The sequence below is a fragment of the Castellaniella sp. UC4447_H14 genome (assembly GCF_052978285.1).
Genome location: NZ_CM129666.1, coordinates 2,788,418 through 2,812,627 on the forward strand (window position 1 = coordinate 2,788,418; position 24,210 = coordinate 2,812,627).

Consider the following 24,210-nt stretch of genomic DNA (forward strand, 5'->3'; position numbering starts at 1 on the left):
CGATCGCAGGAATTGATCATCCGCCAGAGGCGAAATATAGTGTGCCCGTCAATGGCGTTTCGTGCCATGGCGATTGTCATGGCGTTGACATCTGGAAGGACCAATTACTTCGCCTTACTGACTACTTCGCCTTACTGACGGCCATGTCACCCTGAGGGAGAACGATGGGCGGTACCGATTCATGATTGCGTTCATCGAGGCGCAGCGCGCCGGGCTCTTCGCATCGCGCAACTGGCTGCCGAACGTCGTGGCCGGCGTGATCGTGGGCGTGGTCGCCTTGCCGCTGGCGATGGCCTTTGCCATTGCCTCGGGCGTCAAACCGGAACAGGGCCTCTATACCGCCATCATCGCAGGGCTGTTCGTGTCCGTGTGCGGGGGCAGCCGCGTACAGATCGCGGGCCCCACCGGAGCCTTCATCGTCATTCTTTCGGGCATCGTGGCGCAGTACGGAATCGATGGCCTGCAGCTCGCCACCCTCATGGCGGGGCTCATTCTGTGCGGCTTGGGGATGGCTCGCATGGGCGCGGTCATCCGCTACATTCCGGTGCCGGTCATCATCGGTTTCACGGCCGGAATCGGCGTCATCATTTTCGTGGGCCAATGGCGGGATTTTTTCGGCTTGCCGCCGGTGCCTGGCCACTATTTTCACGAAAAGTTCTCGTGGCTCCTGGGCCACCTTACCCTGCTCGATACGACGACCACGCTGTTTGGATTGGGCTCACTGGTGCTTATCCTGCTGCCGCGCTGGATACCCGCGCTTTCCCGTGTGCCAGGACCGCTATTGGCGCTTATCGTGGCGACGCCCATGCAAGGCGTATTTCATTTTTCGCACGTCGCCACGATAGGCAGCGCCTTCGGGAGCATTCCCCGCGGTCTGCCCTCATTTGTCTGGCCTTCCTGGACGTTCGATCAGGCCATCACGCTTCTGGCTCCGGCCTTCGCTATTGCGATGCTCGGGGCGATCGAATCGCTGCTTTCGGCTGTCGTGGCCGACGGCATGGCGGGGACACGCCACGATTCGAACGCCGAGCTGATCGGCCAGGGCCTGGCCAATATTTTTTCTCCCCTTTTCGGCGGGATTGCGGCAACGGGCGCAATCGCGCGGACCGCGACCAATATCCGTAACGGCGGCAATAGCCCGCTTGCGGGCATCGTGCATGCGCTGACCCTCGCGCTCATTCTGGTGCTGCTTGCACCGCTTGCCGTCCATATCCCGCTGACCACGCTCGCGGCAGTGCTTTTTGTGGTGGCCTGGGACATGAGCGAGGCACCCCGTTTCGTAGGGCTCATCCGCCGTGCGCCGCGCGCCGATGTGGTGATACTGTGGGCGACTTTCCTGCTCACCGTTTTCAGCGACCTGGTGGTGGCTGTCAACATTGGCATGGTGCTTTCGGTGCTGCATTTCTTGCGCCGCATGGCGCACTCCGTCGAGGTCATTGCCCTCGACGGACCGCATCTGGACGCCGAATGGCGGGATGCCGGTCTCGCCGGCAGCCCCTCGGGCGTGCAGGTCTGCGAGGTGCACGGCCCGCTTTTCTTCGCCATGGCCGATCATCTGGAGAGGCTGCCGGTCGACAGCCGTATCCGGTTTCTGGTTCTCAGACTCAGTTGGGTGCCCTTCGCGGACATCACGGCGCTGCATGCCTTGAACCGGCTGACCAAAGGGCTGCGCAGTCAAGGCGTGCAGCTGCTGCTCTGTGGCGCGAATGAGCGCGTGAGCCGCAAACTGCATCGGGCGGGTTTCGTCGAGGCAGCGGGCGAAGAGGCAATACCCTCCAGCCTGGGGCAGGCGCTGCGCTACATCGATCGCCAGCAAAGAGACGGGCGCGGGCACCGTTGCCCCACAGCCCGGAAGCAGGATTCGATCGGCACTGACATTGATGTGAGTCAACAGTAAACCACCGGCTGTAATCCACGCGACGCCATTCGTTCAATACTAAGCGTGTGACCGTAGCGTGGGAAATCATCATGAAGCCGGTATACGACAGGAACGGTGAACCGTTGGAGATTCTCGGCGAGGACTTCCTCGTGTTCAGCCTCGGGGGATACCCCTATGGAATGGATTATTCGCTGGTGGCGGAACTCCGTCACTTCGACCCTGGAGCCGTGGACGGCGTCGAAGGTGCCCCCGCCTTCGTCAAGGGCAGCGGCTACCTTTCGGGCGTGCAGGTCCCGCTGATCGATCTGGGCGCCAAGCTCGGTGCCGCGCCCATGCAGCCGACGGCTCTGTCGGGGATCGTGTTTGCAACGATTCGCGGCGAGCCGGTCGGGCTGGTGGTCGACAGCATTCGTGGCGTCACGATTCAGCAGTCGGATCGCATCGGTGAGGCGCCGACCTCCGACCCCATCGTGCCGGCGTCGGCGCTCCTGGGCCTGGGGCAGGTGGGAGCCGATCCGATCGTGCTGGTGGACGTGGCGAAGCTCTTCACCGGTGAGGAAATGGCGGCGACGAGGGCTCGCGCTTCGGTGATCTGAATCCGTCTGGCGTATGCTGTCGAAAGCCCGGATTTGCCGGATAGAGGCTGACGATGGCCTGTGTCGGTTCATCCCTGACCCTACGATTCGGATACGTCCAGTATGACCCATGCCTCCACGGCGCCGGTGCGCCGCAAGACGGTCTTTGCCATCATCGCCATGGCGCTGCTCATGATGTCGATCGATTCGACCATCGTCGCGACGGCACTCCATTCGATCCAGCAGGGGTTGAACACATCCATCAACCTGACGAGCTGGACCATCACGGCCTATTCCTTCGGGTTCGTGCTCATGCTGCCGGTCAGCGGCAAGCTGGCCGAGCGCTTCGGCCGCCGCAAAGTCTTCATCGGCTCGACGCTGGCATTCACGCTTGCGTCGTTTGGCTGCGGGATGGCCGACAACATCTATGTACTGATCGTGCTGCGCGCCGTGCAAGCGGCGGGCGGGGCCGGATTTACGCCCACGGCCACCGGCATCATCGTCGACCATTTCGGGAAGACGCGAGACCGGTACGTCAGTCTCTTTGGCAGCATTTTTCCGGTGGGGGCGATGATAGGCCCCATCTTCGGCGGTTATTTCGTCGCCTATTCGTCCTGGCGGGACGTGTTCTACGTCAATGTGCCGATCGGTCTGGTCATTTTCCTGCTGGCCCTGCGCTTCATCCCGCACGATCCCGTCGTGGAGGGCCGCGGGGGTCGAAAGATGGACGTCCTGGGGATCGTTCTGTTGGGTGTCAGCCTGCTGTCGGGCATGCTCGCGGCGACCCTCCTGGGCGAACGTCAGGGTGGCGTAAGCGTGGCCGGATTCCTCGGGTTCCTGCTGGTGGCGATCGCATCCCTGGCCCTGTTCTTTCGCCATATCCGCCGCACGGATTCGCCGTTCATTGCGCCCCGGCTGATCTATGGACACAACTTTGGCGCCGTGAACCTGGTGAACATGATTTTCAGCGGCTTCGTGGTGGGCGCCATGGCGTTGGTCCCGCTGTATGCCACGAGCCGATATGGCATCGACGCCGTGGGTTCCGGGACGCTGCTCACCGCGCAAGGCGCGGCGGCCATGATCTGCTCGCTGACCGCTGTGGTGCTGCTGCGCCGCACGGGCTACCATCTGCCGCTTTATGTGGGCAGCGCCGTCAGCATTGTGGGCCTGGTGGGGTTGGCCTTGCCGCCGCTGGCGGGCTCGCCCTACGTCTGGCTGGCGTTTTCCGCTTTCCTGGTGGGCGCCGGCAATGGCGCCATCAACCCGGCCATGCGCAATGCCGGCTTGCAGCTCGCGCCGGAGTCCTCTTCCATGCTGGCGGCGTTGCGGACGCTGTCCCTGCAGACCGGGTCGATCGCCACGATCTCGGTGGTGGCAGCCTTTCTGGCCTACCAAAGCAATCCGGGCGCTATTCTGGCGTGGGTTTACGTGGCTGTGGCGCTCATCCGGCTGCTGGCGATCATGCTCGTGAAATATGTTCCCGAGCAGCGGGGGGCGTGGTAGAGAAGGGCGCCGGAATGTTTCGGTCCGGCTTTTGAATGAAATCAGTCATGGCTCGGAGGAATTTCCATGGATCGGCAATCGCTGGACATGATTACAAAGCTGGTCGGCTTTGATACTGTTTCGCGCAACTCCAACCTGGCACTCATCGACTATGTCCGCGATTACCTGTCGGGATTGGGCGTGGACAGTCACCTGGTGCGAAGTCCGGACGGGCGCAAGGCCAGTCTTTTTGCCACAGTAGGGCCGGCCACGGAAGGCGGCATCGTGCTGTCGGGGCATACCGACGTGGTGCCTGTGGACGGCCAGCCCTGGGACACTGATCCGTTCGTCGTGACTGAGCACTCCGGCCGCCTGTATGGCCGCGGCACGTGCGACATGAAGGGCTTCATTGCGGTGGGGCTGGCCCGTGTGCCGCGGATGTTGCAGGCGGGGCTGAAGCGGCCCGTGCACTTTGCGCTCAGTTATGACGAGGAGGTCGGCTGTGCGGGGGCTCCCGCCTTGATCGACCGCCTGGTGCGCGAGATCCCGAAGCCCAGCGCCGTGATCGTGGGAGAACCCAGCGACATGGCTCCCATCATGGCTCACAAGGGACTGGCGCTGGCCCATACGACCATCATCGGGCATGAGGCGCATTCCAGCCAGATGCAGCGCGGCGTCAGCGCCGTCATGACGGCGGGCCGGCTCATTGCCTTCCTGGGTGACCTGATGGCCGAGAACAAGGCCAATGCCGATCCGGCGTGTGCTTTCGTGCCGCCGTATTCCACCATCCACGTCGGCGTGGTCAAGGGCGGTACCGCGGTCAACATCATTTCTCGCGAATGTTCCTTTACCTGGGACGTGCGTCCTTTGCCGGGGGACAGCGTGGAGCGCATCGTGAGCCGCTTTCGAAGCTATTGCGACGAACTGTTGCCGGCGATGCGGGCGATTGCCCCCGCGGCGTCCATCACGACCGAGATTCGTGCAGACGCGCCACCACTGGCCGGTGACGGGGACGATGCCGCGCAGCGGATCGCCATGCGGCTATCGGGCCACGCGCGCTGCGGCGTGGTGCCTTATGCCACCGAGGGCGGCCAGTTTCAGGGGCGCGGATTTTCCGTCGTGGTTTGCGGCCCTGGATCCATCGATCAGGCGCACCAGCCCAACGAATACATCGAGGTGTCCCAGGTCCAAGCCTGCGAGTCGTTCCTGGACCGCATGATGGCGGACCTCGCGCGCTGACCGGGGCAGTTTTGGTGCGGCGATCTCCGCGTTGTCGAACGCAGGATCACCGGCCTCCCCTCAATAGGTCGCTGTCCGCGCTTGGCGGTTCGAGCTGCGGCGGTCGCCGCGCGGCTGGGGGGCGGGGCCACGCTTGGCGTTTGGCTTTCCGGGCCGGGAGGCGGAAGCGGGGCGCTTTTTGGCGCCAGCCGGGCCGGCATCCTTGTGCCACGGGGACTTGGCGGCGGGGGCTGCGGCGTCCCTGTGCCAGGGCGACTTGCTTCCCGCTGTATTTCCATCCTTATGCCAGGAAGTCTTGCTGCCCGGCTTGCCACCCTGAGGCCGCGCCTTTCGAGGATGATCCTTGTAGGTGGGCCGTACCGCGCGCTTGGGCTCCAGTCCCGGAATGGTTTCGGCGGGGATGGCGTGACCGATGAAGTGTTCGATCCGGCGGATCTTGTGCCGCTCGGCCGGTACGGCCAGCGTGAATGCCTGCCCGGACCGCCCGGCGCGGCCGGTACGGCCAATCCGGTGGACGTAGTCTTCGGCCTGCATCGGCAGATCGAAGTTCACCACGTGGCTGATTGCCTGTACGTCGATGCCGCGGGCGGCGACGTCCGTGGCCACCAGCACCCGTACGCGACCGCTCTGCACGAGCCCCAGTGTGCGGGTGCGCTGGCGCTGGTTCATGTCGCCGTGCAGCGCGGCCACGGGAAATCCCTGGTCGGACAAATGGTCCGCCAACTCATCGGCACCGTGCTTGGTCGCCGTAAAGACGATCGCCTGGTCCACGTCGGTATCGCGCAGCAAGTGGTCGAGCAATGATCGCTTGTGTGATCCGTCATCGGCGTACAGCAGGTGTTGCTGGATGTTCGAGTGGTCCTTTCGCTCGGGAGAGATCTCGATGCGCTGCGGGTCATGCAGCAGGTTCGCCGCGAGCTGGCCCACCTTGCCGTCCAGCGTGGCGGAAAACAGCAGCGTCTGACGGGCATCGGGGGTGCGGCTGACGATGGCCTCTATGTCCTCGATGAAGCCCATGTCCAGCATGCGGTCGGCCTCGTCCAGCACCAGGGCCTGAACGGTCGACAGATTCACGCGCCGCGCCTGAAGATGGTCGATCAGTCGGCCTGGGGTCGCCACCAGCACGTCCACGCGCCGCGCCAGCGATTTGATCTGGGCACCGTAGGGCATGCCGCCCACGACGGTGGCGATGCGCAGCTGCTTGAGGTGCTTGCTGTAGTCGCGCGTGGCGTCGGCCACTTGCATGGCGAGTTCGCGCGTCGGAGCCAGCACCAGGACCTGAACGCCGCGCCCGCCCGTGCCGCTGTGGCGGCTCAGCCGCTCCAGCGCCGGCAGCATGAAGGCGGCGGTCTTTCCGCTGCCGGTCTGCGACGATACGATGAGGTCGTGTCCAGCCAGTGCCTCCGGGATGGCCGTCGATTGGACGGTGGTGGGGGTGGTGATGCCTTGTTCGTGCAAGGCAGAGACGAGTTCGGGGCACAACCCCAGTGTTTCGAAAGACATGAGTTCCCTGTGCCCGTATGGGTGGGCGGTGTGCTGCGGGAAGGAATTGGAATCCCGCCAGGTTGGCGCCGCAGAAGTCTGCTGCAGCGGTCAGTCGCGTGCGTCGACCGAATCAACCTGGATGGCACGCAGGAAGCGCCAAGGTCAGAAGGTCAGAAAACAGGCAATCAGCGATTATGGCATGAGTGAAAACCCTATGTCAATCGGCCGTTCCGTCAGAGCTCAATCTATTCAGCGTCCGGCTGTGCCTCCGGCTTGGCCGCCCGGAATGCCGGCAGCGAATTGCAGTGCTCGGCGATGCGGGCAATCGTGGGCCACGCCGACAGCTCCATCTCGTAGCGGCTGGCGTTGTAGACCTGGGGGATCAGGCAGCAATCGGCCAGGCCGGGCGCATCACCGTGGCAGCACAGGCCGGTCTGCAGCGACTGCAAGCTGGCCTCCAGCGCATCGAAGCCCACCGCGATCCAGTGCCGGTACCAGGTATCGCGCATGTCCTTTTCCACCTGCATCTCATGGGCCAGCCAACGCAGTACCCGCAGGTTGTTCAGCGGGTGGATATCGCAGGCGACCTGCAAGGCGAGGGCGCGCACGCGGGCGCGGGACAATGGATCGTCGGGCAGCAGCGTGCGCGGACCATGCATTTCGTCCAGGTATTCGATGATGGCCAGGGACTGCGTCAGCACCGTCTCGCCGTCTACCAGCGTCGGCACCAGGCCTTCGGGGTTGATGCGCCGATATTCGGCGGAGTGCTGTTCCCCGCCGTGCTTGAGCAGATGCACCGGGGTCAGTTTGAAGTCCAGGCCCTTGAGACCCAGCGCAATGCGGACCCGGTACGCCGCTGAACTGCGGAAGTAGGAATACAGCTCGTACATGACTTTCACGCCTCCGCGCGGCGAGTGATGACTTGATCGATGGTGCCGAAGATATTCCGGCCCTGCGCGTCTTCCATGTGGATGCGCACCCGGTCGCCGAAACGCATGAACGGCGTTGCCGGCTGGCCGGTTTCGATGGTCTCGTACATGCGGACTTCGGCGATGCAGCAGTAGCCCACGCCGCCGTTGCGGATGCTGGAGCCGTTGAGCCCGCCCTGCTTGTTGGAAATGGTCCCGGAGCCGATGATGCTCCCGGCTTCCAGCTCTCGCGTGCGCGAGGCGTGGGCGATGAGCTGTCCGAAATGGAACGTCATGTCCTGGCCGGCGTCGGGGCACCCGAACGGCTCGCCGTTCAAGTCCACCCGAATGGGCAGGTGGGCCTTCCCGCCGGCCCAGGCGTCCCCCAGTTCGTCGGGCGTCACGGCGACGGGTGAAAATGCGCTGGCGGGCTTGGACTGGAAGAAGCCGAATCCCTTGGCGAGCTCGCCGGGAATCAGGCCGCGCAGCGACACGTCGTTGACCAGCATCACCAGGCGGATCTTTGTGATGGCGTCGTCAGGCGATGTGCCCATGGGAACATCGTCCGTCACCACCGCGACCTCGGCCTCCATGTCGATGCCCCAGTCTTCGCTGTCGGCGACGATGGGATCGCGCGGTCCGATGAAAGAGTCCGAGCCTCCCTGGTACATCAGCGGGTCGGTGAAAAAGGATTCCGGGACCTGGCTGTTGCGGGCGCGGCGGACCAGTTCCACGTGATTCAGGTAGGCCGAGCCATCCGCCCACTGGTAGGCCCGCGGCAGCGGTGAATGGCAGGCGGCGGCGTCGAAGGGTTGTGCGTGCGCGGCCTGTCCGGCGTTCAACTGATCGTAGACGGCGCGAAGCCGGGGCTCGCAACTCGACCAGTCATCAAGCGCGGCCTGCAGCGTCGCGGCGATCTGCGGCACGGCGACGCAGCGCGCCAGATCGCGGGCGACAACGACGAGCCGGCCGTCGCGGGCGCCGGATTTGAGGGTGGCTAGTTTCATGAGGAATCCGGGTAGAGATTCAAGTTCGGCGCGCTGCGGCCATGGTCAGGCCTTGAACGCGGTCCCACGCATGGAGGGACGCTCGCTGAAGGCGGCAAACCACGATTTGAGCGTTGGCGCAGCGGCCCGCCAGTCCAGTTCGGGGAATCGCAGATCCAGGTAGCTCAGGGCGCTTGCGGCCGCGATCGTGCCCAGGTCCAGGCGATCGACCCAGGTCGCGGCGGTCGACTCCAGTTCGCGCAGTGCGCTGCGTACTTTGTCTTCCTGGGTCTGTTGCCAGTCCGACCATTGGAATTCCTTCGGGCGCAGGACTGCTTCGTAGCGCATCAGCAGCGCCGCATCCAGCAGCCCGTCGGCAAGCGACTGGCGCACCAGCGTGTCCCAGCGTGCGTCTCCTTCGGGGATCAGGGAACCGCTTGCCAGCGTATTCAGGTATTCGCAGATCACGCGGCTGTCGTAGAGCACCGACCCGTTTTCCAGAACCAGGGTCGGCAGCTTGCAGAGGGGATTCCGCTGCATGAGCTCTGCGTTGTGCTGAGTGGGCATGGTCACGACCGGGGCAATCTGGATACGGTCCATGAGACCGAGCTCGCGCGCGGCGATCAGGCATTTGCGAACGTAAGGAGATGTGGTGGAGTAGTACAGCTTCATCGATTTTCCTTTCAGTTATCCGTTGTTCATCGCGGCCAATGCGCGGCCCGCCATCCAGCCGAAGGTCAGTGCCGGGCCCAGGGTGATGCCCGAGCCCGGGTAGGTGCCGCCAAAGACGGATTGCATGTCGTTGCCGGCGACGAAAAGTCCCGGGATGGCCTGCCCTTCGGCGTCGAGCGCGCGCGCTCCCGGATCGGTGTGGATGCCGCAGGACGTCCCGATGTCGCCCGCCACCACTTGTACCGCATAGTAGGGACCATCGCCAATCGTCCGCAGGCAGGGGTTGGGCTTGTGCGAGGGATCGCCCAGATTGCGGTTGTATGCGGTGGAACCCTTGCCGAAGTCCGGGTCTTCGGCCTTGGCGGCAAACTGGTTGTAGCGTGCGACGGTGGCCTGCAGGCGCTGTGCGTCCACGCCGATCTTCCCGGCCAGTGCCGCCAGCGAGGGCGCTTCGATCAGGTACCTGTCCCGGATCAGGTGCTGGCGTGGCCGACCCCCGGGCAGCGCCAGCCCCAGCCCCCAGGTATCGATGAATTGCCGGTCGCAGATCAGCCACGCCGGAATGTCGGGCTTCTCTCCGGACGCGTACATGGCCTTCACGAATTCGTGATACGACGTGGATTCGTTGACGAAACGCTCGCCGTTCTGGTTGACGGCGATCAGGCCGGGCTTGGCCCGTTCCCACACCAGGTGCGGATATCGGGTCATGGTGCCGTCCGGCTTTTTCCATAGCGAGACGGGTGCCCAGGACGCGGGAGCCACGTGACCGGTCCCCATGACCGCGCCAGCGTCCCGCATCATGACAATGCCGTCGCCGCTGTCGCCCTCGGGCGACATGGACCAGGGCCCGGTGGGCTTGGGAAAGTATTCGGCGCGAAGCTGGGCGTTCCACGGGAAGCCCCCGGTGGCGACGACAACGCCCTTGCGCGTCCGGATATGATGTTCCGTGCCATTGTGATCGACGGTGATGCCGATGACTCGTCCGCTTTCGTCGCGATGCAGCCGGCGTGCCGCGGTGCCGAGCCGATAGGGGATCTTGTGCTTCAGGACGGCGAGGAAAAGCTGCCCCGCCAGTGCATTGCCCAGCAGCAGCCGGGTGCCGCGGTGGTAACCGCGCAGGCGGTCCAGCCAGAATGCCAGCACCAGCTTGCCCGAATACCAGAAGGACTTCGGGGACCGTGTGGCGGCAAGCAGTTGGTAGACGTCGGTGACGGTCACCATCATGCCACCCAGGACCACGAATTCTTTCAGGGGATCGCGCAGCTCCTTGAAGTGGGCGCCCAGCCGTTTGCCATCGAACGGGGTCGGATCCACCACCCGGCCCCCGAGCGCGGCGCCCGGACTGTCGGGATAGTAGTCCGGGGAATAGGTGCGCGTCGCCACGTCCAGGACTTGGTGCGCCCTCATGTAGTCCAGCATTTCGGGGCCGTTCCGGAGATAGGCTTCCTTCAGATCATCCGGGGATGCGCGGCCCACGATCTGCTGCAGGTACTCCCAGACCTTTTCATAGCTATCGTCACCATGCCCGGCGGCGGTCGCCCCCGGATTCAACGGGATCCAGATGGCGCCTCCCGAGACGGCCGTCGAACCGCCGATACGGTCGGTCTTCTCGACCAGCAGGACATCCAGCCCTTCCAAATGGCCGGTGAGCGCCGCCGACATTCCGCCCGCGCCCGAACCTGCCACGACCACGTCGACTGTCTGGTTCCATTCGATGTTTTCCATGATGGTCACGCTCCCGATCCGCCCAGCGATTTGCCCCCGTCCACGAACAGCACCTGGCCGGTAATGAAGGACATGCCGGGGGCGGCCAGGAAGGACACCGCATTGGCGATGTCCTCCGGGGTGCCGGCCTTGCCTGTGGGCTGCAAGGCGAGCTGTGCCGCCAGTCGTTCCGGAGTGAGGGCGCGCAGCATCGGGGTGTCGATGAGCCCCGGCGCGATGGCGTTGACCAGGATGCCCCTGGGGGCCAGCTCCATGGCGCTGGCGCGCGTGTATCCGACCAGGGCTGCCTTGGAGGCGACGTAGTGGGCGTGGTGGCGCGCGCCCAGGTAGGCGCGCGAGGCGATGTTGACGATCTTGCCGCCCGCACTCATTCTCGCGGCGGCACCCTGGGTCAGCGTGGCGGCGGCAATCAGGTTCAGTTCGTACATGCGGCGAAAGTCTTCTTGCGTCAATTTGAAGAAGTCGCGTTCGTCGAACAGGCCGGCGCTATTGACCAGCGCCGATAGCGCGGGCAGTCCATCGAGCAGCGCCGCGATGGCGGCTTCCTGGGCCAGGTCCACCACGCGGGTCTGGATGTCCAGGCCTTCCTTTTTGAGCTGTTGTTCCAGTTTGGTCAGCGGGTCGTCGGCCCGGTCCGCAGCCACGACGGAAAATCCGTCCTGGGCGAGGCGCCGGACGATGACGCGTCCCATGCCGCCGGCGGCGCCGGTGACCAATGCCACTGCATTCATGTGTATTTCCTTTGTCAGGCTGACAGAAAGCCGCCGTCCACTGGCAGCACCACACCCGTCACATAAGTGGCCAGCTCGGACGCCAGGAAGACGATGGGGCCCACGATTTCGTCCGGTTCACCGCCTCGTCCCATAGGGGCGCGTTTCATGAACCAGTCGGTTCCACCCGGGGTAGCGAGCTGAGGCTTGACCATGTCGGTCAGCATGAATCCCGGCGCTACGGCGTTCACCCGGACCCCATGAGGAGCCAGGTCTCGGGCCAGCGCCTGCGTCAGAGACCGCACGGCCCCCTTGGAGGCGATGTATGCGGCGGTCGAGGGTCCGCTGACGAAGGCGACGATGGAGGACAGGCTGATGATGCTGCCGCGCGTCGCCTTGAGCTGTTCGACGAAGGCGTGGGTGACATTGAAGACGCCTTCCAGGTTGACCGAAAGGATGCGATCCCAGACCTCGGCCGACTGCGGATCGTCGAAGCGCGCCCGGCCCGAGATCCCGGCGTTGTTGACCAGGATGTCGATGGGGCCGATGCGATTGTGGAGGTCGTCCGCCCATGACCGCACGGCGGCCCGTTCGGTGACGTTGATGGTTTCGGCCCAGGCCTCGCCGCCCTGGTCGCGGATCTCCCGGGCGATGGTCTCGGCGCCCGCGTGATCGAGATCCGCGGCGACGACGCGCGCGCCGTGGCGAGCAAAACCCAGCGCGATGGCGGAGCCGAGTCCGCCCGAGGCGCCGGTGACCAGCGCCAGCTTGTTTTCCAGCAATTTCATGGTTGTCTCCTGCGGACTCATGCGCCCAGGTAGGCGCGCTGCACGGCTTCGTCGCTGATGAGCTGGGCCGAGGGACCTTGCAGCGCCAGTTCGCCGTTCTCCAGGATGTAGGCGTGGCTGGACACGGACAGCGCCAGCTTGGCGTTCTGTTCGACGAGCAGGATGGTGATGCCTTGCTCCCGGTTCAGCGTGCGGACGGTGTCGAAGATCTGTTCCACAACCAGCGGCGCCAACCCCATCGACGGTTCGTCCATCAGAATCATCCGGGGCCGGGCCATCATGGCGCGGGCCGTGGCCAGCATCTGCTGCTCCCCGCCCGACAGCGTCGCCGCCTTCTGCGCAATGCGCTCGCGCAGGCGCGGGAAGATGTCGCACATGGCATCCAGGTCGCGCGCGACGGCAGCGCGGTCCTTGCGGGTGTAGGCGCCCATTTCCAGGTTCTCGCGCACGCTCATGTCGCGGAAGATCTCACGTCCTTCGGGGACCTGGATGATGCCTTGCCGGACGATGTGGTCGGCGGCCATTCGGTGGATGGGCTTGCCTTCCAGGCGCACCGCGCCGTGCGTCGCGCGCACCAGCCCCGAGATCACATTCAGGGTGGTGGACTTGCCCGCGCCATTGGCGCCCAGCAGCGCCACGATTTCCCCCTTGGGGACGCTGAGCGAGACTTCATGCAAGGCGGCGATGTTTCCGTACGATGCGGAGATCGATTCCACGGACAGGAACGGTTCACTCATGGCGGGTTCCTTTGCCCAGATAGGCCTCGATGACGCGCTCGTCCGCGCGGATTTCGGCGGGCGTGCCTTCGGCGATCTTGTGCCCGAAGGACATGACGGTGATGCATTGCGAAATCGACATGACGAGCTGCATGACGTGCTCGACCAGCAATACCGTCATTCCCTCTTTGGACGAGAGTTCCGTCAGGATCTTGTCCAGCTTGTCGATCTCGCGGTTGCGCAGTCCGGCCGCCGGCTCGTCGAGAAGCAGCAGGCGCGGCTTGATGGCCAGCGCCCGGGCGAGTTCCAGCATTTTCTGGCGTCCGAAGTCCAGGCTGCTCGCCTTGTGATCCAGGAAGTCGATCAGCCCGACACGTTCCAGCAGGTGGTGGGCATGTTCCCGGTGCTCGGCGGATGGGCGGCGCAGCAGTTGGCCCAGCCGGCGTGCGCCGTAGGAGTAGGTGCCCAGCAGTGCGTTCTCTTCCACGTTCAGTTCATTGAAGAGTTCGAGATTCTGGAAGGTGCGGGCCACGCCCAGGCGAGCCATTTCGGATGCATCCCGGTGGGTGATGTCTTCGCCGGCGAAGGCGATCGAGCCGCCCGTCGGGTCGTAATAGCGCGAGATGCAATTGAAGGTGGTGGACTTGCCCGCGCCATTGGGACCGATCAGGGCGTGGATCTGGCCCGACTGCACCTGGAACGACAGGTCGTCGACGGCGGTCAGGCCGCCGAAACGCACGGTCAGGCCCGCGATGTTCAGGAGCGGCGTGGTCATGGCTGCTCCTTTGCAGTCGTCCGGCCGGAGGCTGGCGCGTCCCGGCGTGGCGGATTTGGGCGCCGGCGCTGGCCGCTGAACAGACCACGTGGCGCGAACATCATGAAGCCGATCAGGATCAGGCCGTAGATGATTTCCTGAAACGAGAGCACCTGGCGCAGCAGTTCCGAGATCAGGCCGAAGATCAGCGCCCCCACCACCGCGCCGCGCACGGACCCTATGCCGCCTACGACGATCATGATGAGGATGAGGATGGTGGTCCAGAAACCCAGGCTCTCGGGGTGGATGAAGGATGAGAACGTGGTGTACAGGCCTCCCGCCATGCCGGCATACGCGGCCGAAAGCATGAAGGCAACCCGCTTGATGACGTTGGCGTTGACGCCCATGGCCTGCGCGGCCACATCGCTTTCGCGCACCGCGCGGAATGCGGAACCCAGTTGTGAGCGCGACAGCCATACCGCAAGCGCCAGCAGCAGCGCCGCGCAGATGACCACGAACGGGTAGGCGCGCAGGTCGGACGTCAGTTGGAAGCCGAAGAATTGTGCCGGTGAGATCTGGTAGCCATTGGACCCGTTGGTGACGTCCGTCCAGTTGAGGAACACCCATTGCATGGCTTCGCCGAAGGCGAAGGTGGACAGCGCCAGGTAGATGTCCCGCATCCGGATGGCCAGCGCCCCGAGGATATAGCCGATGGCGGCGGTGACGATGCCGGCCACGATGATCGAAATCACGAAGTTCAGATGCAGCGTATTGTTCAGAATGCCCGCGACGTAGATGCCGATGCCGTAGAAGGCGGCATGCGCCAGCGCGAACTGGCCGGTTTCGCCGATGACGATGTGCAGGCCCAGGGCCAGCACGATATAGATCATCAGCAGGTTGACGATGTAGATGACGTAGCCGCTCGCGAGGAAGGGCAGGGCGATCAGCGCCACCGCCGCGAGCACCAGGGCCCAGAGGTCGAAATTCGTCTTCATACTTTTTTAACCTGCACTTTCCCGCCCAGAATGCCCTGGGGGCGCACGATGAGTACGATCAGGATGGCCAGGAACGGTGCCACCACGATCGCGTTGGTCGATACGAAAAGTCCCACGAGGTTTTCCGCGATGCCGATGATGAAGCCGCCCACGATGGCCCCCGGAATGCTGGTGATCCCGCCCACGATGGCGGCCGCGAATGCCAGGATGGCAATATGGCCGATGTCCGGCGTGATGAGGATCTTCGGCGTGATCAGGATGGCGGATATCGCGGAAATCAACCCGGCCAGCGCCCAGACCGCCATGCGGATGCGCACCAGGCTCACCCCCACGATCTGCGCGGCCTTGGGGTTCATGCCCACCGCGCGCATGGCCTTGCCGATGCGCGTGTGGTTGAACAGGAAGTACAGCCCTGCCATCACCGCCAGTGCCGTGAACAGGATCATCAGGTCCAGGCGCGTGAGCACGGCCTGGCCGATGATGACAGTGTCCGGCTGGATCAGCGAGGGCAGGGACCGTGGCGCGTCACCCAGGCCCGTCTGACGGACGGCGCCCTTCAGGACATAGGACAGACCCAGCGTCGCGATGACGAGCTGGACTTCCACCCCCTTGGCGCGGATGACCCGTTCCATGACGACGCGCTGGAAGAAGGCGCAGATCACCGCCACCATCAGCAGGGTCGCCGGGATCACGAGGGCGTAGTGCCAGTTCAGCACCAGGATCAGGAACAGCGCCACATAGCCGCCCACCATGAAGATTTCTCCCTGGGCGAAGTTGGGCACGTCGGTGGCCTTGAACACGATGACGACTGCAACCGCCAGCAGCGCGTAGATGCTGCCGGTGACCAACCCGGAGAGGACTCCCTGCTGCAGGAATAGCCAGATGTCGGCAAAACTCATGAAATGCTCCGTGGGTGCCGCCGCCGTCCCCGGGGGCGGCACCCGTCGATGCCATCAGGCATTTATTTACCGGTGTAGGTCCAGTCGCTCTTGAAGGCACCGGGGATGAGGTCCTTGTTCGTGCCATCGAACTTCATGTAGATGGCCGCCTTCTGCGCCGCGTGATCGGTGGGGGTGAATTCGATCGGTCCCGCCATGATGCCGGTGTCCAGTTTCAGGTGTTCCAGCGCGGCCAGCACTTTTTCACGGGTGGGCTGAGGGCCGGCATCCTTCAATGCCTGGACCACGGTCATGGCAGACGGAATGCCGTAGGGCATGTAGCTTTGCGGGTAGCCGGGCTTGGCCGCGAGTTCGGGGTAGTACTGCTTGTACATGTCGTAGACCCACTTCAGCTTGGGGTCGTCCGGCAGGCCGGCCACGACGTCCTGGATATAAAAATTCTTCAGTGCCGAGGGTCCGCCCACATTTTCCACGAGCTGCTTCAGGTCCGCCGTGCCGTTGACGGCGAGCACGATAGGCTTGGTCCAGCCGAGTTCGTGCGCCTTCTTGATGATCAGCGCGGCCGGCCGGGCATACGTGGTCAGCAGCAGGACGTCCGGGTTGGCCGCGCGGACCTTCAGCATGGGCGCGGTCACGTCGTTGATGTTCGGGCTGATGGATTGCACGCTGAGCGTGGTGCCGGAGTGTTGCTTGGCCTGGAATTCGGCGGCGGTCAGGTTCCAGGTGCCGTAGGCGTCGTCGTGGTTGATGTAGCCGATTTTCTTTGCCTTCAGGCGATCCACGGCGAATTCCACCATGGACCCGCCCACGGCGTGCTGAGAGATCGAGAAGGCGCCGTAGATGTACTTCGAGGGCGGATACAGGGCTCCGTCTCCCGAGGCATTGAGCATGATGAAGGGCACCTTCGCGCGCTCGACGAACTCCTTGGAGGCCACCACGGCGGCGGAACAGGAGCCCCCGTTCAGCAGGAACACGTGGTCCTGCTCGACCAGCTTTTTCACGGCGGCGACCAGGTCGTTGGCGTTGCAGCGGGTGTCTTCGACCACCAGTTCGATCTTCCGGCCGTTGATCCCGCCTTCCTTGTTGACCTTGTCGTAGTACATTTTTGCTGCGTTGACGACGTCGTAGCCATAGGCCATGCCCGCGCCGGACAGCGGCGAGAAGAGGCCGATCTTGATGGAGGTGTCGGTGATTCCCGGTTCGGCGGCGTGCGCGGCCTGGGTCAGGCCCAGGGTGGCAACGGCCACACCCAGGGCGGCTTTCCGGATGATGCTGAATTTCATGTTGGCTCCTCGTTGACTCGAACTCCGCATGAGGCCTCGGCGAGGCCTATTGCATGCGGTAGCCACCGTTGACATCGATGACACTGCCCGTGATGTAGCCGGCCTCGGGCGAGGCCAAAAACCCGACGGCGGCGGCGACGTCGTCAGATGTGCCGATACGCCCCAGCGGAATGGCCTGGGCGGCCGCCTGCAGCGCGCCGCTGCTGGTGACGGTGCTGCGCAGCATCTCCGTGTCGATCAGCCCCGGCGCGATGTTGTTGACCGTGATATCCATGTGAGAGACCTCGCGGGCCATGGCCTTGGTCAGGCCTAGAACGGCGGACTTTGAGGCGATGTAGGAGGCGCTGGACCGGTAGCCTCCGAGTTGTGCGGCCACTGAGCTGAAGGTGATGAAGCGGCCGTTTTCGACGGGACGCTCTTCGCGGTGGCGGATGTAGGCCCGGGCACAGAGAAAGACCCCGCGCGCGTTCACGTTCATGCTGCGCTCCCACAATTCCAGCGAGGTGGTCTTGATGAGCGGGCGTTCCCCGTCTGGCTGGAACAGCAACAGTCCTGCCGCGCACACCACGGTGGCAATGGGGCCGAGGTCGTTCTCGATGGCACCGAAGGTCTGGTCGACTTCGACTTCATTGCTGACGTCGAAAGCGCGCCAGTCGTGCGCATCGCCGAGTCCCTGTACGGCAGCCTGCGCGCGGTCGGCCGAAATGTCGCATGAAATCACGCGGTAGCCGTCGCGGGCCAGGCGTTGACAGATCTGGGTGCCCATACCTCCGCCAGCACCTGTGACCAGGGCCAATCGTGGAAGTCCGAAGGAAGGTTGCTGCATGTTCTGGAGTCCCGTCTGTATACATGAGGTGATTGCTGGAGCCTGTTTCGCCCGAAAAGGTGTGAAACGCAGGTTTGAGTGGACTATTATGCATACATGGATTGTGCCTGTTCATTAGGATTTCCCCTGATATGCCACGGAGAAAAGTGAAGGCGATGGTCCAACAGTCCGTTCTCATGTATACAATTGAGCCATGAATACGCTGGCCGACCATATCACTCAGACGCTACGGGGCTGGGTACTGCAGGGAATGCTCGCCCCGGGCGAGCGCCTGGAAGAAATTCCTTTGGCGCAAAAACTGGGCGTATCGCGCACTCCTATCCGGGCCGCCCTGGCGAATCTCGGCAACGAGGGATTGCTGGAGCATCAGCCCAAACGCGGCTACACCGTGCGTGTGTACCAGTACGAGGACATCATCGGGGCCTACGAGGTGCGCGCCGTACTGGAGGGGCTGGCGTGCAGAAGGGCAGCCCAGAAGGGCCTTTCGAATCTGGTGATCAGCCAGTTGAAGGCCTGCCTTGCACAGGGTGATGCGATCCTCGCCAAGGGCCGCCTGCTTCCGGAGGACCATCACCCGTATCAGCGGATGAACATCACACTGCACGAGACGCTGCTGTCCGCGGCGGAAAATTCCTGGGTGAGCCGATTTACGACGCAGGCCCAGGCGGCCCCCTTTGCTTCGGATCGAATCATGCTGTGGGACGAGCATCGCGTGATCGACCGGTCGCACAACGATCACCACCGCATCGTCGATGCAGTCATCTCGCGCGATGCCGCCCGAGCAGAGCAGTTGATGCGCGAACACATCTACTTTGCCGGCATCCTGCTGAAGGAAAATTATGAGCGGCTCAGCAAAAAGGGCGCACCGTCCGACGTTGATGGTCCGTATCTTCCCGAGCTGACCAACGCGTCCGAAAAGGCGCCGATTGCCGGCCCGCGGTAGGCAGTGAGCGCCACCCGGGCGACAAAGCCGGGCGGCGCGGGGGCCGGTTCCTATCGTCTTTCAGGCGGCGGTTCCGGCGCAGGCGCGCCGCGCCCGCCGCCTGAACCACGCCGACCGCTTCAGGGACGCTTCGGATCGAAGTGTTTCCGCAGCCCCTGCCAGCAGCGATAGTAGTCGTCCTGCAGCAGACTGGATTCCAGCGCGAAGCGGGTGGGGTGGATCACGGCTGGCGTCTCGAACATGATAGCCATGGTGTCGGTGATGTAGTCGGGCTTCGTCGTATCGGCGTTGCTGGCTTTCTCAAAGGTTTCGGCGTCCGGCCCGTGGCCGATCATGCAGTTGTGCAGTGAAGCGCCGCCCGGCCGGAAGCCTTCGGCCTTGGCGTCGTAGGTCCCGTGCACCAGGCCCATGAATTCGCTCGCGATGTTGCGGTGGAACCAAGGCGGGCGGAAGGTGTCTTGCATGGCGAGCACGCGCGGGGCGAAGATCGCGAAGTCGATGGTGTCCAAGCCGGGGATGGCGCTGGGCGCGTGGAGCACCAGGAAGATCGATGGGTCGGGATGGTCATGGCCGACTGACCCGATCGCGCAAAAGCGGCGTAAGTCGTATTGGTAGGGTGCGTGGGTGCCGTGCCAGGCTACGACGTCCAGCGGTGAATGGTCGATACGCGCCGCCCAGAAGCGCCCCTGGAATTTGGCGATCAGTTCGAAGTCGCCTTCCTTGTCTTCGTAGGCCGCGACGGGAGTCAGAAAGTCTCGGGGGTTCGCGAGACCGTTTGAACCTATGACGCCCAAATCGGGCAGTTTGAAGGACTCGCCGAAGTTCTCGCAGACATAGCCGCGTGCCTCGCCGTCCGGCAATCGGACCTGAAACCGTATCCCGCGGGGAATGACGGCGATTTGCTGGGGCCCGACTTCCAGCACGCCAAGCTCCGTGGCGAGGATCAGCCTTCCTTGCTGCGGGACGATCAACAGTTCTCCGTCCGCGTTGTAGAAGTAGCGGTCCCGCATGGAACGGTTGGCGGCATAGAGGTGGATGCCGCAGCCCGCATTGCCGCCCATGGTCGTCATCCCCTCGATGAAGTCCACCGATGCCCGGGTGTCTGGCAGCGGTAGCGGGTCCCAGCGAAGCTGGTTGGGTGGCGTCGGAATCTCGTCGAAGCGGTTCAGCCAGCGTGCGCCGGCCGGGCTGGCCACGAACGGGTGATGCATCGCCGCAGGACGGATCCGATAGAGCCACGAGCGGCGGTTCAGGTGCCGGGGCAATGTGAACGCGGTACCCGAAAGCTGCTCGGCGTAAAGCCCGTAGGGCGCTTTCTGGGGGTTGTTGCGGCCGACGGGCAACGCGCCCGGCAACGCTTCAGTGGCGAATTCGTTGCCGAAACCGCTCATGTACTGTGATTGGCTGAGAGAATGCGAAGACATCGTGGCTCCGTTGTTATCCTAAACGTAACGATGTTATTATTTACATAACAGCATAGAGTGGCGGTGGGAAGGCGTCAAGCCATCCGGCCCTTCATCATGGAAAGCATCACGAAATTGGAAACGGCTCAAGGCGTGCAGTCGGTGGAGACCGGTCTGATGGTGTTCGAGTGCCTGGCTCGCCAAGGCGGGCCGTGCGGCCTGTCCGATCTGGCTCGCCGGGTCGGCATGCACAGGGCCAAGGCATACCGTTATCTGGTCAGCCTGCAGCGGCTCGGCTGGGTCAGGCAGGACGCTGCAAGCGGCCTGTACGACCTTGGGCCCGCCGTGCGTGATTTATCGCTGCAATGGCTGGCTCGCCAGAATGAGCTCAATCTTGCGATGAGCGAGGCGCGCAGACTCTGTGAAGCCCAGGGGGAGACGTGCTTCGTGGCGATATGGGGGGCGGGCGGGGCAACGGTTGCCCGGGTGTTCCAGCCATCTCGTGTCGTGGCCATCTCGATTGCCGAAGGGGCCGTTCTGGATGCGGAATCGTCGGCCACCGGCCGGGTTTTTTCCGTGTGGCAGAGAGACCACCCGAGCTCCATTCCCGCCCCGATTCGGGTACGCATGCGCGCAGACGGTTTCGCGGCCGTCGAAGGCGATCATGTCCGGGGAATCAATGCAATTTCCGCCCCTGTCTTCGATGCTCAGGGGCGGCTGGTGCTGGCCCTGACGCTGGTGGGGCCCTCATCTTCAATGGATACTTCGGCCGCCGGCCCGCAAGCCCGAGCCCTGGTGGCGGCCTGTGTCCGGCTTTCCATGGGTCGGCCGCAGGAGGCTACGCCTGCGTCGTCAAGACCGGACCCAACCGCGCCGGATGGCCCACGCGAACGCTAGATGGTAGAGCGGCTCGATCCTGCGGCGCATGTGCGGGATCGCATGCCGACGCAGCGGAGCTGAGATCGTGGCAGCCGCGATTGCGGTCACGAACGCCCCCGCCATATCAAGCGGCGAGTGGATCCCCATGTAGATCCGCGCCCACGCCACCAGCAGGCCGATGAGCGCCAGGACCCAGGCTGAGCGACGTCGCGCCGGATGCAGGAACAAGCCCGCGCACAGTCCCCAGATGAAGCTCAGATGGTTGCTGGGAAAGGACGCAGTCGGTGCGTGCGGCAGATACTGGTGGCCCAGCCCGACGACGAAGGGCCGGGGAACATACCAGACCTTTGCGATGGCCCAGGCGAGGAAAAGGGCGATGACGGCGGACAGGGCGCCCTGGATGAGCGCCTCGCGCCCCGCTGCGTCGGCGCGCAACCAGCCCAGCACCAGGTACAGCGGAAACAGATAGACCAGGCCGTTGGCCAGCAGCCGCCCGATGAGCAGACTGGTCGAGGAAGGGTCAGTCGCGTTGATCCATAGAAACAACACTTGGTTCAGATGTTCCATGATGCAGTACGGGAGGCAAAGAGGTATGCAGCATAGCATTTGCCCCGCCCGGCGAGGCAGACCGGGGCGATCGGAACGGGTCGGTCGACCGGCCGATCGGCTGCGCCGTCTCGTTGAATGAATGCGGAGCGGGCATAATGCCGGAAGCAAATGTGTTCAAGAAGAGGCTCTGCGCCAGCATGGAACAGCAACACGAAGTGGCCGGTGAAGGGTTTGGCATGCTCGATTTTTTCGAGGTCATGCCCATGGCGTTGTGGCTGGAAGACTATAGCGAACTGTATACGCAGTTCGAGCAATGGCGGTCGGAGGGCGTCCGTGACCTGCGCCTCTGGCTGCACGAAGACCGAGCGCGCGTGCAGCACTGCGCGCACCTAATGAAAGTCCTGCGGGTCAACCGCCGCACGCTGGACCTCTACGAGGCCGCCACCCAGGAAGACCTGATGGCGCGGCTGCCGAGCGTATTGCGCGACGAGATGCTGGAAGGCTTTGCCGAAGAGCTGGTCCAGATGTGGGAGGGCCGGCGCACCTTCCATGGGAATACCTTCAACTACACGTTGTCCGGCAATCGCCTGGATCTTTCCCTGAAGGGCGTCATACTGGCCGATGCCAGCCGCCCCTGGGACCGTATCCTGGTGGCGATGGAAGACACGACGGAGTTGCAGGATACGCGCCGCCAGGCACAGGACAGCGCGGCGCTCGCGCGCGAGTTCTTCGAGCAGGCTCCGGTTTCCCTCTGGGTGGAGGACTTCAGCCAGATCAAGCGCCTGTTCGACGAACTGCGCCTGCAAGGTATCGTGGATTTCCGCACGTTCCTGAACGTCCATGGGGAATTCGTGGAGCGGTGCATGGAGGAAATCCGCGTCATCGATGTGAACAGCTACACCCTGAAGATGTACAAGGCGAATTCGCGGGCCGAACTCCTCTCGCGGCTCGCGGAAGTCTTCCATGACGACATGCGCGGTACTTTCGCGGAGCAGCTGATCGAGCTGTGGGAAGGCCGGCTGTTTCACCTGAAAGAAGTCAGCAACCGGACCCTGCAGGGCGACGTTTTGCACATTCATCTGCAGTTGTCGGTCTTTGACGGTCACGAGGACGATTGGAGCATGGTGCTGCTGGCGCTGACCGACATCACAGCCCGCAAGAAGGCCGAGGCCTATCTGGAGTATCTGGGGCAGCACGACGTCCTGACGCAGTTGAAAAACCGGTCGTTCTTCGTGGACGAGTTGGGACGCCTGATGCACAAGCGCGTGCCGCTGGTGGGTTTCATCGCGTTGGACCTGAACAACCTGAAACTGGCCAATGACGTCAACGGCCATGCGGCCGGCGACGATCTCCTGCGACGTTTTGGCGAGGTCCTGAACAAGGCAGTGGATCGCCCCGCGACTGCGGCGCGTATTGGCGGCGACGAATTCATGGTGGTGCTTCCCGGCATGGACGAGGCGGGCATCGACGTCGTGCTGGCCAACATCCATTCTCTGGTGGAGCTGAATAACCAGTATTACAGCGGCCTGCCGCTCAGTGTCTCGGCCGGTACCGCCGTGTGCCGTGATCCCAAGGCGCTGGAAAAAGCCATGCGGGTGGCCGACCGTGCCATGTATGACGACAAGCGCCGCTATTACGAGCAGCACGGCCGCCGCACGGGCGAGCCCAACGCAGATCATCCCGAGTAGGAGCGGCTCTCCGAATGGCTCGCTGCGATATGTTCAGCCCGGCCCGCCAGGCTTTTGCGGCTTTTTAGTGGGCCGGGGCGGTCTGCCATTTCAGGCTGATCAGGCCCGGCAGGTCGGCCGACTGGAGGATGCGGTGAACCCTGTCCTGCCAGGCCGCCGTGAATTCCTGTTTCTGATCGGCACTGGCCTGACCTGCGAGGATCCTTTGCAGCAGCGGCATGGTGTTGGGTGCGGGCGGTACCCCGCGCGCGCTGTAGGAGACCGCGACGCTGGCGCCGGTGTCCTTGCGCGTGAAGGCGACTTCTCCGGCGATGTCGGCATTGAAGTGCAGCAGGTTGCGCCGGTCGTGTTGCCCGGCCAGTCCATGAAAACCGTTGTCGGTGGTGGCCCCGGTCACCAGGCTGGTCACGTTGGCCATGACGCCGGTCACGCCGCTGTCAGCCGCCTCGCCGAATTCCACCTCGATGTCGCCCCGTTCCGGGTGGCTGTCCGGGTACAGCGCCTTGAGGGCGGAGACCGTCATCAGCCAGGCGCCGGCGACGGTGGGGCAGGAGTGCCCGGCCAGGCGTACGGCGTCTTCGTAGCCGTATTCCATCAGACCATCGTCAGAGGCGCCCAGCAGCTCCGCCAGGCCGTCGTGCAGCACGATGCGGGGGGCTTGGGTGAAAAATGCGGGGAATGCCATGTCATGGACTCCGAAAGACTAGCGATGGCCCAGTGTAGAGCCCATGGAGGCGCCGTTGCAGCCTTAACCATGGGCGGCGTCCGGTCGTTCGTCACGTCCCCGGGGCGCGGGCCGCGGTGAGGTCCGGCGGCTGTGAGGCGG

The 24,210-nt window shown here is 64.0% G+C and carries 23 protein-coding genes; 7 read left to right on the top strand and 16 right to left on the bottom strand.

Annotated elements, in window-relative coordinates; genetic code table 11:
• Positions 1-181 precede the first annotated feature (181 nt).
• The 4 genes from ACVCMJ_RS13455 (at position 182) to argE (ending at position 5,175) form a co-directional block, all read left to right on the top strand.
• The gene (locus ACVCMJ_RS13455; RefSeq protein ID WP_447081905.1) at positions 182-1,897 is read left to right on the top strand and encodes a SulP family inorganic anion transporter; all 1,716 of its coding nucleotides are present in this window, start codon (positions 182-184) and stop codon (positions 1,895-1,897) included.
• A 71-nt stretch (positions 1,898-1,968) separates the two neighbouring features.
• Positions 1,969-2,475, top strand: coding sequence for a chemotaxis protein CheW (locus ACVCMJ_RS13460; protein WP_447081906.1), 507 nt, complete (start codon positions 1,969-1,971; stop codon positions 2,473-2,475).
• Between the two features lie 102 nt (positions 2,476-2,577).
• Positions 2,578-3,957, top strand: a complete 1,380-nt coding sequence (locus ACVCMJ_RS13465; protein WP_447081907.1) for an MFS transporter — start codon at positions 2,578-2,580, stop codon at positions 3,955-3,957.
• 66 nt (positions 3,958-4,023) lie between these two features.
• Positions 4,024-5,175 carry an acetylornithine deacetylase gene (argE, locus tag ACVCMJ_RS13470; protein WP_447081908.1) on the top strand — a complete coding sequence of 384 codons (1,152 nt, stop codon included), beginning with the start codon at positions 4,024-4,026 and terminating at the stop codon, positions 5,173-5,175.
• A gap of 60 nt (positions 5,176-5,235) precedes the next feature.
• Here argE and ACVCMJ_RS13475 read toward each other — a convergent pair whose 3' ends face one another.
• From ACVCMJ_RS13475 to ACVCMJ_RS13535, 13 genes are all read right to left on the bottom strand, one after another.
• A complete protein-coding gene (locus tag ACVCMJ_RS13475; RefSeq protein ID WP_447081909.1) occupies positions 5,236-6,678 on the bottom strand; it encodes a DEAD/DEAH box helicase in 1,443 nt (480 codons plus the stop codon).
• A 227-nt stretch (positions 6,679-6,905) separates the two neighbouring features.
• Positions 6,906-7,550, bottom strand: coding sequence for a maleylacetoacetate isomerase (gene maiA, locus ACVCMJ_RS13480; RefSeq protein ID WP_447081910.1), 645 nt, complete (start codon positions 7,548-7,550; stop codon positions 6,906-6,908).
• Positions 7,551-7,555: 5 nt separating this feature from the next.
• Positions 7,556-8,575, bottom strand: coding sequence for a fumarylacetoacetate hydrolase family protein (locus ACVCMJ_RS13485; protein ID WP_447081911.1), 1,020 nt, complete (start codon positions 8,573-8,575; stop codon positions 7,556-7,558).
• Positions 8,576-8,620: 45 nt separating this feature from the next.
• Complete coding sequence (locus ACVCMJ_RS13490) at positions 8,621-9,226, bottom strand: glutathione S-transferase (RefSeq protein WP_447081912.1); 606 nt, start codon at positions 9,224-9,226, stop codon at positions 8,621-8,623.
• Positions 9,227-9,241: 15 nt separating this feature from the next.
• A complete protein-coding gene (locus ACVCMJ_RS13495) occupies positions 9,242-10,951 on the bottom strand; it encodes an FAD-dependent oxidoreductase (RefSeq protein ID WP_447081913.1) in 1,710 nt (569 codons plus the stop codon).
• A gap of 5 nt (positions 10,952-10,956) precedes the next feature.
• The gene (locus tag ACVCMJ_RS13500; protein ID WP_447081914.1) at positions 10,957-11,682 is read right to left on the bottom strand and encodes an SDR family NAD(P)-dependent oxidoreductase; all 726 of its coding nucleotides are present in this window, start codon (positions 11,680-11,682) and stop codon (positions 10,957-10,959) included.
• A gap of 14 nt (positions 11,683-11,696) precedes the next feature.
• The gene (locus ACVCMJ_RS13505) at positions 11,697-12,449 is read right to left on the bottom strand and encodes an SDR family NAD(P)-dependent oxidoreductase (RefSeq protein WP_447081915.1); all 753 of its coding nucleotides are present in this window, start codon (positions 12,447-12,449) and stop codon (positions 11,697-11,699) included.
• 17 nt (positions 12,450-12,466) lie between these two features.
• The gene (locus ACVCMJ_RS13510; RefSeq protein ID WP_447081916.1) at positions 12,467-13,186 is read right to left on the bottom strand and encodes an ABC transporter ATP-binding protein; all 720 of its coding nucleotides are present in this window, start codon (positions 13,184-13,186) and stop codon (positions 12,467-12,469) included.
• Entirely contained in the window at positions 13,179-13,940 is a 762-nt protein-coding gene (locus tag ACVCMJ_RS13515; protein WP_447081917.1) for an ABC transporter ATP-binding protein, read from the bottom strand. Before ACVCMJ_RS13515 ends, ACVCMJ_RS13510 begins: the two co-directional genes overlap by 8 nt.
• Complete coding sequence (locus ACVCMJ_RS13520) at positions 13,937-14,914, bottom strand: branched-chain amino acid ABC transporter permease (RefSeq protein ID WP_447081918.1); 978 nt, start codon at positions 14,912-14,914, stop codon at positions 13,937-13,939. The genes ACVCMJ_RS13515 and ACVCMJ_RS13520 overlap by 4 nt, the downstream gene beginning before the upstream one ends.
• Positions 14,911-15,813 carry a branched-chain amino acid ABC transporter permease gene (locus ACVCMJ_RS13525; RefSeq protein WP_447081919.1) on the bottom strand — a complete coding sequence of 301 codons (903 nt, stop codon included), beginning with the start codon at positions 15,811-15,813 and terminating at the stop codon, positions 14,911-14,913. The genes ACVCMJ_RS13520 and ACVCMJ_RS13525 overlap by 4 nt, the downstream gene beginning before the upstream one ends.
• Before the next feature lie 62 nt (positions 15,814-15,875).
• Positions 15,876-17,096: an ABC transporter substrate-binding protein gene (locus ACVCMJ_RS13530; protein WP_447081920.1), complete on the bottom strand. Its 1,221-nt coding sequence runs from the start codon at positions 17,094-17,096 to the stop codon at positions 15,876-15,878.
• Between the two features lie 46 nt (positions 17,097-17,142).
• Positions 17,143-17,922 carry an SDR family NAD(P)-dependent oxidoreductase gene (locus ACVCMJ_RS13535; RefSeq protein WP_447081921.1) on the bottom strand — a complete coding sequence of 260 codons (780 nt, stop codon included), beginning with the start codon at positions 17,920-17,922 and terminating at the stop codon, positions 17,143-17,145.
• A gap of 193 nt (positions 17,923-18,115) precedes the next feature.
• On the opposite strand from ACVCMJ_RS13535, the gene ACVCMJ_RS13540 reads away from it, so the two are divergent.
• Positions 18,116-18,865: a GntR family transcriptional regulator gene (locus ACVCMJ_RS13540; protein WP_447081922.1), complete on the top strand. Its 750-nt coding sequence runs from the start codon at positions 18,116-18,118 to the stop codon at positions 18,863-18,865.
• A 119-nt stretch (positions 18,866-18,984) separates the two neighbouring features.
• Here the strand turns inward: ACVCMJ_RS13540 and hmgA are convergent, their stop codons facing one another.
• Complete coding sequence (gene hmgA / locus ACVCMJ_RS13545; protein WP_447081923.1) at positions 18,985-20,289, bottom strand: homogentisate 1,2-dioxygenase; 1,305 nt, start codon at positions 20,287-20,289, stop codon at positions 18,985-18,987.
• 96 nt (positions 20,290-20,385) lie between these two features.
• Here hmgA and ACVCMJ_RS13550 point away from each other — a divergent pair, with 96 nt between their 5' ends.
• Positions 20,386-21,165, top strand: coding sequence for an IclR family transcriptional regulator (locus tag ACVCMJ_RS13550; protein ID WP_447081924.1), 780 nt, complete (start codon positions 20,386-20,388; stop codon positions 21,163-21,165).
• On the opposite strand, the gene ACVCMJ_RS13555 is transcribed toward ACVCMJ_RS13550, so the two are convergent.
• Positions 21,121-21,714: a phosphatase PAP2 family protein gene (locus ACVCMJ_RS13555; RefSeq protein ID WP_447081925.1), complete on the bottom strand. Its 594-nt coding sequence runs from the start codon at positions 21,712-21,714 to the stop codon at positions 21,121-21,123. The genes ACVCMJ_RS13550 and ACVCMJ_RS13555 overlap by 45 nt on opposite strands.
• 137 nt (positions 21,715-21,851) lie before the next feature.
• On the opposite strand from ACVCMJ_RS13555, the gene ACVCMJ_RS13560 reads away from it, so the two are divergent.
• Complete coding sequence (locus tag ACVCMJ_RS13560; protein WP_447081926.1) at positions 21,852-23,384, top strand: diguanylate cyclase domain-containing protein; 1,533 nt, start codon at positions 21,852-21,854, stop codon at positions 23,382-23,384.
• Between the two features lie 64 nt (positions 23,385-23,448).
• Here the strand turns inward: ACVCMJ_RS13560 and ACVCMJ_RS13565 are convergent, their stop codons facing one another.
• Entirely contained in the window at positions 23,449-24,069 is a 621-nt protein-coding gene (locus ACVCMJ_RS13565; RefSeq protein WP_447081927.1) for an FmdE family protein, read from the bottom strand.
• Between the last annotated feature and the right edge of the window lie 141 nt (positions 24,070-24,210).